13 protein-coding genes are annotated in these 15,753 nt (G+C 70.0%); 5 read left to right on the top strand and 8 right to left on the bottom strand.

What is annotated here, in order from left to right:
- Position 1: 1 nt before the first annotated feature.
- Both rsgA and bcp read left to right on the top strand, forming a co-directional pair.
- Positions 2-1,066: a ribosome small subunit-dependent GTPase A gene (gene rsgA / locus AC3WLZ_RS04485; RefSeq protein ID WP_412923890.1), complete on the top strand. Its 1,065-nt coding sequence runs from the start codon at positions 2-4 to the stop codon at positions 1,064-1,066.
- On the top strand, positions 1,063-1,536 hold the full coding sequence (gene bcp / locus AC3WLZ_RS04480) for a thioredoxin-dependent thiol peroxidase (protein WP_412923889.1): 474 nt from the start codon (positions 1,063-1,065) through the stop codon (positions 1,534-1,536). The genes rsgA and bcp overlap by 4 nt, the downstream gene beginning before the upstream one ends.
- 154 nt (positions 1,537-1,690) lie before the next feature.
- Here the strand turns inward: bcp and AC3WLZ_RS04475 are convergent, their stop codons facing one another.
- A complete protein-coding gene (locus AC3WLZ_RS04475; protein WP_412923888.1) occupies positions 1,691-2,071 on the bottom strand; it encodes a histidine kinase in 381 nt (126 codons plus the stop codon).
- Positions 2,072-2,288: 217 nt separating this feature from the next.
- On the opposite strand from AC3WLZ_RS04475, the gene AC3WLZ_RS04470 reads away from it, so the two are divergent.
- On the top strand, positions 2,289-2,537 hold the full coding sequence (locus AC3WLZ_RS04470; protein WP_013583608.1) for a WhiB family transcriptional regulator: 249 nt from the start codon (positions 2,289-2,291) through the stop codon (positions 2,535-2,537).
- Between the two features lie 198 nt (positions 2,538-2,735).
- Here AC3WLZ_RS04470 and AC3WLZ_RS04465 read toward each other — a convergent pair whose 3' ends face one another.
- Positions 2,736-4,232 carry a sensor histidine kinase gene (locus AC3WLZ_RS04465; RefSeq protein ID WP_412923887.1) on the bottom strand — a complete coding sequence of 499 codons (1,497 nt, stop codon included), beginning with the start codon at positions 4,230-4,232 and terminating at the stop codon, positions 2,736-2,738.
- A 516-nt stretch (positions 4,233-4,748) separates the two neighbouring features.
- Here AC3WLZ_RS04465 and AC3WLZ_RS04460 point away from each other — a divergent pair.
- Positions 4,749-5,180: an Rv3235 family protein gene (locus tag AC3WLZ_RS04460; RefSeq protein WP_412923886.1), complete on the top strand. Its 432-nt coding sequence runs from the start codon at positions 4,749-4,751 to the stop codon at positions 5,178-5,180.
- A 6-nt stretch (positions 5,181-5,186) separates the two neighbouring features.
- On the opposite strand, the gene AC3WLZ_RS04455 is transcribed toward AC3WLZ_RS04460, so the two are convergent.
- On the bottom strand, positions 5,187-6,413 hold the full coding sequence (locus tag AC3WLZ_RS04455; RefSeq protein ID WP_412923885.1) for a pyridoxal phosphate-dependent aminotransferase: 1,227 nt from the start codon (positions 6,411-6,413) through the stop codon (positions 5,187-5,189).
- Positions 6,414-6,527: 114 nt separating this feature from the next.
- The gene (gene secA / locus AC3WLZ_RS04450; RefSeq protein WP_492469219.1) at positions 6,528-9,329 is read right to left on the bottom strand and encodes a preprotein translocase subunit SecA; all 2,802 of its coding nucleotides are present in this window, start codon (positions 9,327-9,329) and stop codon (positions 6,528-6,530) included.
- 180 nt (positions 9,330-9,509) lie between these two features.
- Here secA and AC3WLZ_RS04445 point away from each other — a divergent pair, with 180 nt between their 5' ends.
- Positions 9,510-10,820, top strand: coding sequence for a coiled-coil domain-containing protein (locus AC3WLZ_RS04445; protein ID WP_412923883.1), 1,311 nt, complete (start codon positions 9,510-9,512; stop codon positions 10,818-10,820).
- A 61-nt stretch (positions 10,821-10,881) separates the two neighbouring features.
- Here AC3WLZ_RS04445 and hpf read toward each other — a convergent pair whose 3' ends face one another.
- The 4 genes from hpf to mtrB all read right to left on the bottom strand — a co-directional run bounded on the left by hpf (position 10,882) and on the right by mtrB (position 15,747).
- Positions 10,882-11,544, bottom strand: coding sequence for a ribosome hibernation-promoting factor, HPF/YfiA family (gene hpf / locus AC3WLZ_RS04440; protein ID WP_412923882.1), 663 nt, complete (start codon positions 11,542-11,544; stop codon positions 10,882-10,884).
- Between the two features lie 116 nt (positions 11,545-11,660).
- Entirely contained in the window at positions 11,661-12,314 is a 654-nt protein-coding gene (locus AC3WLZ_RS04435; RefSeq protein WP_492469217.1) for a ComF family protein, read from the bottom strand.
- Between the two features lie 92 nt (positions 12,315-12,406).
- Complete coding sequence (locus AC3WLZ_RS04430; RefSeq protein WP_412923880.1) at positions 12,407-14,065, bottom strand: LpqB family beta-propeller domain-containing protein; 1,659 nt, start codon at positions 14,063-14,065, stop codon at positions 12,407-12,409.
- Complete coding sequence (gene mtrB, locus AC3WLZ_RS04425; RefSeq protein WP_412923879.1) at positions 14,062-15,747, bottom strand: MtrAB system histidine kinase MtrB; 1,686 nt, start codon at positions 15,745-15,747, stop codon at positions 14,062-14,064. The genes AC3WLZ_RS04430 and mtrB overlap by 4 nt, the downstream gene beginning before the upstream one ends.
- Positions 15,748-15,753: the final 6 nt, after the last annotated feature.

The following is a 15,753-nucleotide window of genomic DNA, read 5'->3' as shown; positions in this document are numbered from 1 at the left end:
CGTGAGCTGGCTCGACGACGCAGCCGATGACGACGACGACCTCGAATTCGACGAGTCGTCGGTCCGGGTCCGCCCCAACCCCAAGGCGAACCGGCCGCGCACCAAGCGCCGTCCCGCGCACGCGGATGCGCAGATCGCGCGGGTGCTGGGCGTCGACCGAGGACGGTACACCGTGCTCGTCGACGAGGACGGCCCCGACGAACGTCGTGTCCTGGCCACCCGCGCACGCGAACTGCGCAAACAGCCGATCGTCAACGGCGACCGCGCGCGAGTCGTGGGCGACCTCTCCGGCGCCGAGGGCACACTCGGACGCATCATCGGCATCGAGGAGCGCACGTCGCTCCTGCGCCGCAGCGCCGACGACACCGACCAGGTCGAACGCGTCATCGTCGCCAACGCCGACCAGATGCTCGTCGTCGTCGCCGCGGCCGACCCGGAGCCGCGCGAGCGCCTTGTCGACCGGTACCTGGTCGCAGCCCTGGATGCCGGCATCCGCCCTCTGCTGGTGGTGACCAAGACCGACCTCGCCGACCCGAGCGACTTCCTCTCGCACTTCGACGGCGTCGACCTGCGGGTGTTCACCAGCGGCAAGGACGAAATGCCCCTCGAGCGGATCGGCGAGGCGCTGGTGGGGCACTCGACGGTGTTCGTCGGGCACTCGGGCGTCGGGAAGTCGACGCTCGTGAACGCGCTGACCGGGTCGGTGCGCGCGACCGGGCACGTGAACGAGGTCACGGGACGCGGGCGCCACACCTCGTCATCCACCGTCTCGCTGCGCTACCGGGGGCCGGCCGGATCGGGATGGGTCATCGACACCCCCGGCGTCCGCTCCTTCGGTCTCGGGCACGTGAACCCCGCGAACGTGCTCGCCGCATTCACCGACCTCGCCGAGATCGCCGAGGAGTGCCCCCGCGGCTGCACGCACCTGCCCGACGCCCCCGACTGCGCGATCATCGAGGCCGTGGCATCCGGCCGCCTCGGGCCGGGCGGGGCGGCGCGACTGGACTCGCTGCAGCGGCTGCTCACGACGTTCCAGTCGATCGAGCGTTCTAGGCTGGAGGGGTGACGACTCTCGAAGCCGGCCAGGCCGCTCCCGATTTCACCCTGCTCGATCAGGACGAGCACCCCGTCTCGCTCAGCGACTTCCGCGGTCGCCGCGTGATCGTGTACTTCTACCCCGCCGCGCAGACGCCCGGATGCACCACGCAGGCCTGCGACTTCCGCGACAGCCTTTCCTCGCTCCAGGGCGCGGGGTACACCGTGCTCGGCGTCTCGCGCGACACCCCCGAGAAGCTGCGTGCCTTTCGTGAGAGCGACGGTCTCACGTTCCCGCTGCTGAGCGACCCCGACCACGCCGTGCACGAGGCCTACGGAGCGTGGGGCGAGAAGCAGAACTACGGCAAGACCGTCACGGGCGTTCTGCGCTCGACCTTCGTGATCGACGAAGAAGGCCGCATCGTCGAGGCGCAGTACAACGTCAAGGCCACCGGTCACGTCGCGCGCCTGCGCAAGGCGCTCGGTCTCGCCGCGGCCTGACACCCGGTCCCGTCCGGCCGCCGGCACGGCGCCGGCAGCGCGCCTTCCGGTGTGGGGCGCATTCCCCTCTTCAGGGCGGCGAATTTCCGCCCCGAACGCAGGATCCCGCCCCAACCCAGGGGAAGCGCGATGGATGCCGCGGTACGGCGGAGCGTCAGGCGTCGTCGCGGCGGCGCGGCGCGGCCGCACGCACGGCGAGCACCAGCAGGACCAGGCCGACGACCGCGGGCGCGGCGATCAGCAGCGCCACGCCGGGCGCCGCCCACTCCCCCGTCACGGCGCCGATCGCGACCGACAGGATCAGCAGCTGCGTCACGATGCCGCCCGATCGGCCGGCGGAGACGTCGCGGGCCGTCGCGACGGCGAACGCGCCGACGGCTGCGGCCCCGATGACGGTGAGCACGATGAGCGCGATCGAGCTGACGACGGAGTCGGTATCGCCCCCGAGCAGCGCCACGACCTGCCAGCCGGCGAGCGCCAGGACACCGATCGCCTCGAGCCCGAGGACGAGCGCGGCCAGAAGACGAACCGGCATGACCCGCGATCCTTCCCGACAAGTGTTTCCCCGGCGTTGCAACCTGGAAACCTGCCGGTTACCTCTTGATCGGCCGGAAGCGCTGTGGGAGCATGGAAAAAGCCGTGTGCTCCCACAGCGACGTGGGGCGAGCAATCGCTCGCGTATCCCACCAGGGTACCGGACCCGAACCCCGGTGCCCGCCATCAGTAATTTTCCCGCAACAAGGAGCACCCCTATGGATTGGCGCGACAAAGCAGCCTGCCTGACCGTCGACCCCGAACTGTTCTTCCCCGTGGGCAACACCGGTCCCGCGGTCGACCAGATCGAGAAGGCCAAGTCGGTCTGCGCACGCTGCACCGTCACCGAGGTCTGCCTGCAGTACGCCCTCGAGTCCGGCCAGGACTCGGGCGTGTGGGGCGGTCTGTCGGAGGACGAGCGCCGGGCCCTCAAGCGCCGCGCCGCTCGCGCCCGCCGCGCTTCCTGACGCCACGTCGCCGAGGAGCCCACCCTTCCGGGTGGGCTCCTTTCGTTTGCGGCGGCGGTCGCAGCGACCACGGCCGCCGCACGAGGTCCGCGATCCGCACGACCTCAGTGGATTGACGCCGTTCTGAGCTGACGTTGCGCGGATCGCTGAGGATACGCCGACGATGCCGCCCCCCGCGCCGCGCCGACTCCGCGTGCGTCAGGCGTTGATGCGATCGATGTAGCGCAGCGGGATCTCGATCGTGACCTCGGTGCCGCTACCCATGAGGGTGTGCCAGTCGATGGTTCCCCCGAGCTCGCCCTGGATCAGGGTGCGCACGATCTGCGTCCCGAGACCGCGACCGACCTGACCCTCCGGCAGCCCTACCCCGGTGTCGCGCACGCGCACCTCGAGCATCTCGTCACCGCGCTCGGCGGAGATCTCGACGTCGCCCTCCTGACCCGCCAGCCCGTGCTCGACGGCATTGGTCACGAGCTCGGTGAGCGCCAGCGCGAGGGGTGTGGCGTATTCGCTCGGCAGCGTCCCGAACCGGCCCGTGCTGCGCGTGCGCGCCCGCGTGTTGGGGGCCGCGGCGACCTCGGCGACGAGCTTCAGCACGCGGGCGAACACGTCGTCGAAGTCGACGTTCTGCGCCAGTCCCTCGGACAGGGTGTCGTGGACCACCGCGATGGCCGACACCCGTCGCATGGCCTGGGTCAAGGCATCCCGGGCTTCGTCCGAGTGCGTGCGCCGGGCCTGGATGCGCAGGAGGGATGCCACGGTCTGGAGGTTGTTCTTGACGCGGTGGTGGATCTCGCGGATCGTCGCGTCCTTGGTGATGAGCTCCTGCTCCTGGTGGCGGATCTCGGTCACGTCGCGGCTGAGCACGATCGCTCCGATGCGCGTGCCCCGGTCGCGGAGCGGGATCGTGCGCAGCGACACCTGGACGCCCCGCGCCTCGATGTCGGCGCGCCACGGCGCCCGGCCGGTCACGACGATCGGGAGCGACTCGTCGACGTCCTGCCGCTTGGCGGGGAGGATGCGCTCGGTGACCTCCGCGAGGGACTCTCCCTCGAGCTCGTCGTCGAAGCCCATGCGGTTGAACGCGGAGAGCGCGTTGGGGCTCGCGAAGGTGGTGATGCCGTCGACGTCGAGGCGGATGAGGCCGTCGGAGGCACGCGGGGCGCCGCGACGCGGTGAGGTCGGAGCCTTGAGATCGGGGAACTCCCCCGACGAGATCATGCCGAAGAGGTCGTCGGCGCAGTCGTTGAAGGTGATCTGTTGGCGAGACGGCGTGCGCGTCTCGCCGAGGTTGGTGTGACGCGTGAGTACGCCGACGGTCGTCACGGGGTGTCCTTCGCGCGAGAGCTCGCGGACGATGGGCACCGCGCGCACGCGCGTCGGGGTCTCTTCGAACCAGTCCGGGGATGCCGAGTCCACGATGCGCCCGCTCTGGAACGCCTCGCGCACCTGCGTACGCCACTGCGGACGCACGCGGTCGCCCACGATGTCACGGTAGAAGAGGGTCGCGGCGCCACCGGGCCGGGTGTGCGCGACGGCGACGAACGAGTCATCGGGCGTGGGCACCCAGATCACGATGTCGGCGAACGCCAGGTCGGCCAGCAGTTGACCATCGCCGGCGAGCCGGTGCAGCCACTCGACGTCGGCCTCGCTGGAGCGGCCCTGGGCGTAGACGAGTTCGCTGAGTGTCGACACTCTCTCACCCTAAGCCGCGCGGGCCCTCGAGCCGGGCCGGTTGGCGGACCGGGTGAAGAACACAGGTGAATCGGCCGGACCGGCAACTCGGGGGACATGATGATCGCGCACCAGAAGCGCCGTCACCCCCTGACCGGTTCGGATCCCCGGAATTCGTCGCGCAGGTGCGGGAGATTGATGCCACGGGCGTGCTGTCGCTCGTGGGTGAGGGGCGGATCGGAGGGGTTCTTCCCGGGCCACGGGGTCGGCGGCGCGTCGAGAACGCCCGCGTCGAGGACTCTCTCGATGACCAGGAAGAAAGCGCCTGTCGCACCGCCCTGTCGGAGCAGTCACAGGTCGCGAGCTGCCCCGGACTCCGGGGTCGCGGAGACACGCGTCGTGCGGGCGGAACGCCGGACGGGTTTCACCCGCGGATGGTTCGATGCGCGGTCGTCGGGGATGCTCGCTTCACCGGCCGGCCCCGTCCTACGGTCGTGTGACTGCCCCACCGGAACCCTGAGACACGGAAGTCCCCCCATGCCCGCATCTCTCCCCCGCGGCTCGGCCACCACCTCCGCCGCCGTCCGCCCGGACGCCTTCTTCGCCCCGCAACGCACCTCGTCGGAGCGTCTCCCCTCCGCCGAGGTCTTCACGCGCAACGTCGTTCGCGGTGTGCTCGAGGTCTTCGCCGGTGTCCGCGAGGCGGAGCAGTTGGCCCGATGGACCACCGAGGAGGTCTACCGAGCCGTGGTGGTGCGCGCCGGTCTCGCCGCCCGCGCCCGCAGCGCCCGCCGGATGCCCGCGCCGCGTGACGTGCACGAGATCCGTTCCGTGCACCTCTCGTCGCCAACCGACGGGGTCGTCGAGGCGACCGTCATCGCCTCCGCGCGCACACGGACGCGGGCTGTCGCTCTGCGCATCGAAGGACTCGACGGACGGTGGCGCGTGACCGCTCTCGCTCTCCTGTGACGCGTGTCAGGCCCGCCAGGACGACAGGAAGTTGCCCAGGCGCTCGACGGCATCCGAGATCACGCGCGCCTCGGGAAGCGTCACGATGCGCACGTGGTCGGTCGTCGGCCAGTTGAAGCCCGAGCCCTGCACGATGAGGACGTGCTCGGCAACGAGGAAGTCGCGGACGAACTTCGCATCATCGGGGATCTCGTACACCTCCGGATCGAACCGGGGGAACGCGTACAACGCACCCCGCGGCAGCACGCACGACACCCCCGGGATCGCCTCCAGGCCCTCCCACGCCGCATCCCGCTGCTCGTGCAGACGCCCCGTCGGAGCGATCAGCGCGTCGATGGACTGCACCCCCGACAGCGCAGCCTGTACCGCGAACTGCGCCGGCACGTTCGGGCACAACCGCGTGGATGCCAACAGGTTGATGCCGTGCAGGAAGCCCTCGGCGTGGGCCTTCGGGCCGGTGATGACGAGCCATCCCGACCGGTACCCCGCCACCCGGTACGTCTTCGACAGGCCGTTGAACGTCAGGCACAGCAGGTCGGGAGCCACGGTCGCCATCGGGATGTGCACCGCGTCGTCGAACACGATCCGGTCGTAGATCTCATCGGACAGCAGCAGCAGCGAGTGCTCGCGGGCGATGTCGGCGATCCCCTCCAGCACCTCGCGCGAGTAGACCGCACCCGTGGGGTTGTTCGGGTTGATCACGACGATCGCCTTCGTCCGCGGAGTGACCTTCGACCGGATGTCCTCCAGATCGGGCTGCCACTCCCGCGACTCGTCGCACAGGTAGTGCACCGGGGTGCCGCCGCCCAGGCTCGTCATCGCCGTCCACAACGGGTAGTCCGGCGCCGGGATCAACACTTCGTCACCCTCATCGAGCAACGCCTGCATCGTCATCGTGATCAGCTCCGACACCCCGTTGCCGAGGTACACGTGGTCGGGATCGACGTGCGGGAAACCGGGCTCCTGCTCGTACCGCGACACGATCGCGCGCCGAGCCGACAGGATGCCACGGCTGTCGCTGTAACCGTGCGCGTGCGGGACCGACGCGATCATGTCGCGCACGATCTGATGCGGCGCCTCGAACCCGAAGATCGCGGGGTTGCCGGTGTTGAGCTTGAGGATCGAGTGCCCCTCGGCCTCGAGTCGATCGGCCTCGACGAGGGCCTCCCCGCGGATCTCGTAGAGGACATCCTTCAACTTCGATGACTGATCGAGGGGGCGCAGCGGGCTCATCGCCTCAGGATATCCCCGGGCCGAACCAGCCAATCGACCACGCGTGGCCTCCCCGAACGCACGGATGCCGCGCCCCCGCGAGACGGCGGGGACACGGCATCCGAGAGACCGGCGTTACTTCTTCTTGCCCGCGGCGCGACGGTCGGCGCGGTTGTTCGCGGCCGGCTCGGGGGCCGCGGTGCGCTGGCCGAAAGCTCCGCGCGGGCCGGATGGCGCGGCCTCGGCGACCGGCGCGGCGGCCTGACCGGCCTGTCGAAGACGGTTGGTCGCCGCCTGCTGCACCTGGCCGCGGTCGTTGCGCACCTCGACCTCACCGGCGTCGTTCGCGGCGGAGTACTCCAGGCGCTGGCCCTCGACCGCGGTGGGTGCGAGACCCTTCGCCTCGACCTGGGCGCCCTCGACGCCCTCGCCCTTTCGGACCTCGACCTCGAGGTTGTAGAGGAATCCGGCGGACTCCTCCTTGATCTGCCCCATCATCGACTGGAACATCTGGTACCCCTCGCGCTGGTACTCGATGAGAGGATCGCGCTGGGCCATGGCGCGCAGGCCGATGCCGTCCTTGAGGTAGTCCATCTCGTAGAGGTGCTCGCGCCACCGGCGGTCGAGCACCTGCAGGACGACGCGGCGCTCGAGCTCGCGCAGCGCGGGGGCTCCGAGCGCCTGCTCGCGGGTCTCGTACGCGATGCGGGCATCGGAGATGATCTCGCGCTTCAGCCCCTCGGGGGTGATGCGTCCCTTGTTTCCGCCCGCCTCCGCGACGACCTCGTCGATCGTCACGCTCACCGGGTAGAGGGTCTTGAGCTCGGTCCACAGGGCGTCGAAGTCCCACGATTCGGTGTGACCGCTGCCGGTGTGGTCGTCGATGATCGCGGTGATGGCATCCTCGATGAAGTGCTGCACGCGGTCGGCGATGTCATCGCCCTGCAGCATGTGCCGACGGTCGGCGTAGATCGCCTCGCGCTGACGGTTGAGGACGTCGTCGTATTTCAGGACGTTCTTGCGCATCTCGGCGTTGCGCGCCTCGACCTGCGACTGCGCGCTCTTGATCGCGCGCGAGACCAGACCGGACTCGATCGCGACGTCGTCGGGGAAGTTCGTGCGGGCGAGGATCGCCTCGGCCGCGCCCGACTGGAACAGGCGCATGAGGTCGTCGGTGAGCGAGAGGTAGAACCGGCTCTCACCGGGGTCACCCTGACGGCCGGAGCGACCGCGCAGCTGGTTGTCGATGCGTCGCGACTCGTGCCGCTCGGTGCCCAGCACGTACAGACCACCCGCTTCCGTGACCTTCGCGGCCTCCTCGGCCACGGTGTCGCGGACGGCCTGGTAGACGGAGTCCCACTCGGCCTCGTACGCGTCCGGCGTCTCGACGGGATCGAGACCCTTCGCCTTCATCTCCTGTACGGCGAGGAACTCGGCGTTGCCGCCGAGCATGATGTCGGTACCGCGACCGGCCATGTTGGTGGCGACGGTCACGGCGCCCAGGCGACCGGCGCGGGCGACGATCTCGGCTTCGCGCGCGTGGTTCTTGGCGTTGAGGACCTCGTGTCGGACGCCCTTCTTGGAGAGCAGGCGCGACAGGTACTCGCTCTTCTCGACGCTCGTCGTCCCCACGAGGACCGGCTGGCCCTTCTCGTGACGCTCGACGATGTCTTCCACGACCTGCGCGAACTTCGCCGTCTCGTTCTTGTAGACGAGGTCGGGCTGGTCCTTGCGGACCATCGGCTTGTTGGTCGGGATGGGCACCACGCCGAGCTTGTAGGTCGACATGAACTCCGCCGCCTCGGTCTCGGCGGTACCCGTCATGCCCGAGAGCTTCTCGTACAGGCGGAAGTAGTTCTGCAGGGTGACCGTGGCGAGGGTCTGGTTCTCGGCCTTGACCGGCACGCCCTCCTTCGCCTCGATCGCCTGGTGGATGCCTTCGTTGTAGCGGCGCCCGACGAGGATGCGCCCCGTGTGCTCGTCGACGATCATGACCTCGTCGTTCATGACGACGTAGTCGGTGTCGCGCTTGAACAGCGCGATCGCCTTGATCGAGTTGTTGAGGAACGAGATCAGCGGAGTGTTGGCCGACTCGTAGAGGTTGTCGATGCCGAGGTAGTCCTCGACCTTCTCGATACCGGGCTCGAGCACGCCGATCGTGCGCTTCTTCTCGTCGACCTCGTAGTCGACGCCGGCCTCGAGCGTGCGCGCGAGCTTGGCGAACTCGGTGAACCACCGGTTGGCCTCGCCCGACGCGGGACCCGAGATGATCAGCGGCGTGCGCGCCTCATCGATGAGGATCGAGTCGACCTCGTCGACGATCGCGAAGAAGTGACCGCGCTGCACGAGGTCTTCCTTGCGCCAGGCCATGTTGTCGCGCAGGTAGTCGAAGCCGAACTCGTTGTTCGTTCCGTAGCTGATGTCGGCCTCGTACTGCTCGCGCCGGACCTCGGGCGTCTGACCCGACACGACGGTCCCCGTGGTCATGCCGAGCGCGCGGTACACGCGACCCATGAGCTCCGACTGGTAGGTCGCGAGGAAGTCGTTGACGGTGATGACGTGGACGCCCTTGCCCGCGATCGCGTTGAGGTAGGCCGGGAGCGCGGCGGTCAGCGTCTTTCCCTCACCGGTCTTCATCTCGGCGATGTTGCCGAGGTGCAGGGCCGCGCCGCCCATGACCTGCACGTCGTACGGGCGCTGGCCGAGCGTCCGCTTGGCCGCTTCGCGGACGGCGGCGAAGGCTTCGGGCATCAGCTGGTCGAGCGTCTCGCCGGCTTCGTACCGCGCACGCAGCTCGACGGTCTCGTTGCGCAGCTCCTCGTCGGTGAGCTGCTCGTAGTCCTCTTCGAGGGCTCCGGTCGCCTTCACGACACCCTGGAGTCGGCGGAGGATGCGCCCCTCTCCGGCGCGCAGCAGTTTCTCGAGCGGATTGGCCACGAAGCATCTCCATCTGTCGGGTGCGGCGTCCCTCTGGACGCCGGCCTGCGCACAGGCATACCCACTCATGTTATCCGTGTTACCCGTTCGTGACCTGCGAGCCCGCTGGCTTTCGTCCCGTCCCTCGCGCCTCAAGCGAACACCGGGCTGGCGCGCGGACACCCGGCCTAGGATCGACCCATGGCCGGTTTCTGGGGTAAGAGGAAGCGCGAAGAGCAGGATGCCGCGGATGCCGATCTGGCACGCCGCGCTGAACTCGCCATCGTCGCCGCGGACGAGCGCGTCCGGCTGACCTCCGACGAACTCGACTTCGCGCGCGCCGAACTGGGCGACAAGGCGACCGAAGACCTCGCTGCGGCGCTGCAGTCGGTCAAGGTGCACCTGGCCGAAGCCTTCCAGCTCCACCAGCTGAACCACGACGAGATCCCCGACACGAAGGAAGAGCTGCGGACGCGGAACGCCCGCATCATCCAGCTCTCCGAGTGGGCCGAAGACCTCCTCGAGGAGCGAACCCTCGTCCTGCAGCCCAAGATCGACGCGGTGCGCCGGGCCCCCGAGACGCTCGCGCGGGTGCGTGCCGACCGTGACCGCCTCGCCGAGCTCGTGCCCCACGCCCGAGAGGTGGTCGAGCGACTCGCGCAGCGCTACAGCCCTTCGGCGATGCAGCAGGTCGCGGGCAACCCCGAGGAGGTGCAGCAGCTCCTCGACTTCGCCGTGCACACCGCCGGCGTCTCCGAGCGCCGCCGCGAGGCCGGCCAGCGCGAGCAGGCCTCCGTGGCACTGGAGGCCGCGACCGAGGCCGTGCGTCGCGCCGAATCCTTGCTGGATGCCGTCGACACCTTCGAGATCGAGGCCTTGCGCGCCGAGTCGACGCTCGCCGCCGTGATCGACGACTCCCGCGGCGACCTCGTCGAGGCTCGCCGCGGCCCGCAGACCCCCGTCGTGCGGCAGGCGATGACCACGCTCGAACGTGAGCTCGCGGCGTTGCCCGCGGCCGGAACGCGCACGGATCCGTTCGCCGCGCTCTCGTCCCTGCGCCAGGCCAACGCCGATCTGGATATCGCGCGGGAGCGCGCCGCGCGGCCGGTGCCCTCGCAGGCACAGGTCGAGCACGCCATCGACGACGCCGATAGCCAGCTCGCCGTCGCCCGCGGCCTCATCACCGGCCACCGCGGCTGGATCGGGGCCGACGCCCGCACGCGCTTCGTCGAAGCGGAGCGGCTGCGCGCCGGCCTCCCCCTCGGCCCGATCGCCGAGGACGAGCGCGAGACGGCGCTGGCTACGGCACGGCGCGCGGGAGCGCTGGCATCCGAGTCCCTCCAACTGGCTCAGCGCGACATCGACCAGTCCCGCCCGAACGACTGGGGCGGCGACGGCTACGGTCGCGGCGGGTACGGCCGCGGTGGCGGCATGGGCGGCGGCAACATGGTCGGCGGAATGCTCGGGGGTCTCGTGATCGGGTCTCTCCTCGGCGACATCTTCGACGGCTGAGCCTCCACGGACGCCAACGGGGCCCCGTCCGTCGGACGAGGCCCCGTTCAATTCTCCGGTCTCAGGACGCGACCGCGACCTCCGGTGGGGCCTGGGTGCCCAGCGCAATGACGCCGTAGTCCCACCCCTTGCGGCGGTAGACGACGCTGGGGTGGTCGGAGCGGGCATCGATGAAGAGGAAGAAGTCGTGCCCGACCAGCTCCATGCGGTCGACGGCATCTTCCACCGTCATCCACTCGGCATCGAACTGCTTCTGCCGGATCACGACCGGGCAGTACTCCTCTTCTTCGGCGGCCTCGTCCTGGACGGGGACGGAGCCCGTCGCGACGGCGCGGAGCACGTCCACGGACGCGGGCTCGACATCGATGCCCGCGAGCTCGCCCGTACCCTTCTCGAACTTGGCACCGCGCGGGTGGTTCCGAGCGTCCACGCGCTTCTGCTTCGCGCGCCGGATCTGCTCCGAGATCTTGTCGACGGCCAGGTCGAGCGCGGCGAACTTATCGGAATCCGTCGCCTCCGCCCGGACCACGGGGCCCTTGCCATCGAGCGTGAGCTCGACCGTGTCGTCCTCCATCCGGCCATTGCGATAGGAGCGATGCGTCACCTTGATTTCGAGCGTGTTCGCGCGGGGCGCGAGGTGCTCGATCCGGCTGACCTTCTCTTCGACCACCGAGCGGAATCGGTCGGTGATACCGACCCCCACGCCGACGATGCTGGTGTCCATCCGTGACCTCCTTGTTCCGGGTTCCGCCCGGTCTAAGGGCGGAACAGCCGTCGCCTTCAGTCATCCCCACGGTAGTCGCGTCGACACCGCGCTGTCACGTTTTAATCACCTCCGATTCATGTGTGGGTCCGCCGCGGCGTGTACGCGAGTGTGACGGCGAGCACGTGCTCCGCTCCGGCCGCACGCAGCGCTCCGACGGCCTCGCGGAGCGTTGCGCCGGTGGTCACGACGTCGTCCACGACGACGACGGTTCCCTCGGGCGGGATCCGTGCCGCGAAGACCCCGGCGACATTCGCCCGCCGGGCATCGCGCCCCAGCCCGCGCTGATCCGCCGATGCACGGCGCACCCGCAGCAGCGGCACGGGACGCCCACCGGCCCGGCGCAGCAAAAGGTCGACGGGACGATACCCCCGACGGCGGTCAGCGGCCCGGGACGTCGGCACGGTCGTCACCGTCGCCCCGGCCGGTGCGGTGGCCAGCGCGGCGGCGAGCGCCGGCGCGAGCACCCGGGCCACGCTCGTGCGGCCGTCGGACTTGAACGCGCGGATCATCCGGGCCACCGCGCCGTCGAACTCCACGGCGGAGATGACATCGACGTCGGGCAAGAGAGGGAGCCGTCGCGGACGGGGCGTCACGGCGGCCCGGCATCCCTCGCACACGTCGACGTCGAGCGCCCCGCACCCCGCACACGCCACCGGGAACCAGAACGTCACCGCGTCGGCGACCGCCGCGCGGACCCCATGCGACCAGGAAACCGGAACGGTGCTCATGGGGGAAGGATGCCGTCTCGCACCGCTCGCCCGCCGGTGCGCCGACCCGATCCGGGGAGGGAGTGCGAAATTCGCCGACCGGGGAGGAGGGGTCAGGACGTGGTGCCCTGCTGCACGGCGAGCACGCGGACATCGCTCGCGACGAGGGTCCACGAGCTTCCACGGCGACTGAAGAGCCGCCCGGTGTCGTCGAGGACGCGCACACTCGCGCTCCCGCCCGCTATCGCCTGAGCGTTCTCGGGAACCGCGCCGACCGTTCCGCGTCCCCCGACGCTGAGCTCGTCGAGGCGCGCCGCGCCGTCGACCGAGGTGAGCACGCCGACGGTGGTGTCATCCAGCCAGGCGAGGTCGAACGCCCCGGGCTCCGAGAAGGAGAGGACGTGCGGCGGTCCGAGACTCACCGCGGTGCCCTCACGGACGATTCCCGCCAGCCACACCTCGCGGACCCCCGCGACCGTCACGACCGCGGCCACGCGTGTCCCGTCACGCGAGATCTGGAAGGACACCACCTCCGAGGCATCCGGCCACGCGTTGCCGATCTCCTGCGGCACGCCCTGCGGCGTGTAGGCGCGCAACTGTGTTGGCGCAGAGCGGGGAACGCTCCAGATCGCGCCCTGCGCGTCGATCGACGGGGGAAGGAGCCCCGGTCGGGTGTCGAGCGCGAAGCTCCCCCCGTCGGCGAGCACGCTCGCCACGACACCCTCCTGCGTGAGGACAGCGGCGAGGCTGCGGTCGGCTTCCAGCTCGATGCTGACGGGGGAAAGGGCTTCCACCGCGTCCGAGAGCGAGGGGATGGTGTCCACGGTCTCGCCGCTGAGCACCCCGAAGGTGCCGTCCGCGGTGAGCACGGCGGGTGAGGGATCGACACGCGTGACCTTGACCGGCAGCTCGCTGGCGGCGATGGGCGTGCCGTCGACCGTCATCTGCACCTCGCTGATCCCGGCGGTCACGAGACTGCGGGTGAGCTGCGTCTGCATGCGGTCCAGCGTCGTGCGGTCCAGGCTCAGCGCCGCCTGCGGCAGCTGCACCTGCGCCACCCCGTCGGACGAGAGCGTCACCGAGCGTCCCACCAGCGACAGTTCGTCGGGGAACGCGCTCTTGACGGCGCCCGCGAGCCAGGTACTAGGCTTGCCGTCGACGAGCGCGGTCGTCACGCGACTGGCCACGAGCGGGCGAGGGAACCAGCGCACGTCCGGGACGATGAAGCTGTACGACGGGTCGAAGTAGGCCACGGATGCCGCCTGGTAGACGGTCGGGAAGACCTCCTCGTACAGCACGACACCGTCGGGCGCGGACGTGATCCGCCACTGGTCGTCTACGCGCGCGAGCGTGAACGACAGGGCCTCGGTGGCACCGTTCACCGCCGGGGCGTAGGCCCCGTTGGCATCCACCCCGGCGACGGTGGTCAACTGGACGCCGACGCTCGACCCGTCGGCGTTCGCGGTCGCCCGACGGTCGGCGAGACGGTCGATCGTCACACGCGCCCGGGGGTCCCACGACGTTCCCGGAGCCAGGAAGAGCTTCGCCGTCGCCCAGTCGTCCGCCGGCCCCGAGCCGGCCCGGAGGAACCCCTCCACGATCTCGGTCGGGGAGGCGTCGTCCTGCGGACCGTCGGGCACGAACGCGAACTGCTGCGCCTCGTCGCCCTGCGGACCGCGCCCCGGATTGACGTAGCCGGTCGTGGGGAGACCCGTGCAGGCGGTCAGAGCCAGCACCAGGAGCAGGCTGAGCCCGGCGAGGATGCGTTTCACGAGGGAGTCCTCCCCGTCCGTCCGAGGGAGATGGGCTGCGTCAGCCCGAGGGCCTCGAGAGCGCCGCCCTGTTCGTCCTCCGGCACCAGACGCAACGGCGAACCGCCGAGCGGGCGGCCGTCGCGCGGAAGCGTGAGCAGGAAGTTCGACCCGTGCCCGAGCTCGGACCATACCGACAGCGTGCCGCCGTGCAGACGCGCGTCGCCGAGGGCGATCGAGAGGCCGAGACCGGTGCCCCCGATCGTGCGCACGCGCGACGGATCGGCCCGCCAGAACCGGTCGAACACGCGCTCCACGTCGTCGGCCCGCATGCCCATGCCGAAATCGCGGACGCTGAGGGCGACGGCATCCCGGTCGCTGTCGACCGTGACGACGATCGGACGCCCCTCACCGTGCTCGATCGCGTTGCCGAGAAGGTTGCGGACGATGCGCCGCACCCGCCGCCCGTCCATGTCGACGGGCGTATAGCCCCCGGGCGCGACGAGGCGCACGTCGCTGCCGTGCTGGTGGGCGAGCTGCTCCATCGAGGCGATGACGTCCTCGGCCAGGTGGGCCATGCTCGTCGGCTCGAGCTCGAGCTGAACCGACCCGGCGTCATACCGGCTGATCTCCAGCAGGTCGGTGAGGAGAAGCTCGAACCGCTGCACCTGCGCGTGCAGCAGCTCGGCGGCACGTGCCGTGGTCGGTTCGAAATCCGCGCGCTGGTCGTTGATCATGTCGGCGGCGAGACGGATCGTCGTCAACGGCGTTCGCAGCTCGTGCGAAACGTCCGACACGAATCTCTGCTGCACGAGCGAGAGGTCCGCGAGTTCCTTGATCTGCGACTCGATGCTGTCGGCCATGGCGTTGAACGAACGGTTGAGGGTCGCCAGCTCATCCTCTCCCCGCACGGGCAGACGCACCCCGAGGTCGCCCGCCGCGAGTTTGGCGCTGGTCTCGGCAGCGTCCGCGATCGGCGTCGTCACCGACCTCAGCACCACCCACGCGATGGCCCCGATGAGGACGACGAGCACCAGGCCCACCACCCACAGCAGAACCTGGACGAATGCCAGCGTCTGGGAAGCGCTCGTGAGGTCGTACCCCATGTACAGCTCGTAATAGTCCACGCCGTCCTGCGCCGGGAAGCGCAATTGATGCCCGACCAGGATGCCGGGAACCTCGCGCCCCGTGTCCGACGGCAGCGCCACGGACTGCCACCACTGCAGGTCGGGGTTGGACTGCACCTGGGTGCGGAGGGCGTCGGTGACGATGCGCGAGTCGAACGACGGCGAGATGAAGGGCTGCGGGGCCAGCGGCGAAGGCGGCCCGATGCGGTACAGGGCGATGAGGTCGCTGGAGGACTGCTGCGACAGGCGCGTCGCGATCCCGTTCATCAGCGTCTGCGCCGCCGCGGGGTCGGTGGAGTCCACCGCTGCGTCGAGGGTCGCCTGGGCGGCCGCCGTCGCTCGCTGCGCCTCCAGAAGCACCTGATCCTTGCGCGCCGTGAACAGCTCGTTCTGGATGACGAGGGCCATGGCGACACAGGTCACCAGAATCGTCGTGGCCGTGAGCGCGACGGCGATCACGATGGTGCGGAAACGCAGCGACCTGCGCCAGAGTGTCGAGACGCGGTCGCGGAGACCACGCCAGTCGATCGGCCGCCTCACCCGGGAGACCGGGATCGTGCGTCCCGCGCCCGTCATGGGAGC

The sequence above is a fragment of the Microbacterium sp. FW305-3-2-15-F-LB2 genome, from assembly GCF_058787255.1.
The sequence above is the reverse complement of the archived record's forward strand: the minus strand, read 5'-3'. Positions and strand labels throughout refer to the sequence as shown.

Excerpts from the sequence above, each read along its gene's own strand:
- AC3WLZ_RS04475 (WP_412923888.1), bottom strand. The coding sequence starts at position 2,071 with ATGCCGGTTCGTCTTCTGGCCGCGCTCGTCCTCGGGCTCGAGGCGATC.
- AC3WLZ_RS04470 (WP_013583608.1), top strand. The coding sequence starts at position 2,289 with ATGGATTGGCGCGACAAAGCAGCCTGCCTGACCGTCGACCCCGAACTG.
- AC3WLZ_RS04460 (WP_412923886.1), top strand. The coding sequence starts at position 4,749 with ATGCCCGCATCTCTCCCCCGCGGCTCGGCCACCACCTCCGCCGCCGTC.
- AC3WLZ_RS04455 (WP_412923885.1), bottom strand. The coding sequence starts at position 6,413 with ATGAGCCCGCTGCGCCCCCTCGATCAGTCATCGAAGTTGAAGGATGTC.
- AC3WLZ_RS04445 (WP_412923883.1), top strand. The coding sequence starts at position 9,510 with ATGGCCGGTTTCTGGGGTAAGAGGAAGCGCGAAGAGCAGGATGCCGCG.
- hpf (WP_412923882.1), bottom strand. The coding sequence starts at position 11,544 with ATGGACACCAGCATCGTCGGCGTGGGGGTCGGTATCACCGACCGATTC.
- AC3WLZ_RS04435 (WP_492469217.1), bottom strand. The coding sequence starts at position 12,314 with ATGAGCACCGTTCCGGTTTCCTGGTCGCATGGGGTCCGCGCGGCGGTC.
- mtrB (WP_412923879.1), bottom strand. The coding sequence starts at position 15,747 with ATGACGGGCGCGGGACGCACGATCCCGGTCTCCCGGGTGAGGCGGCCG.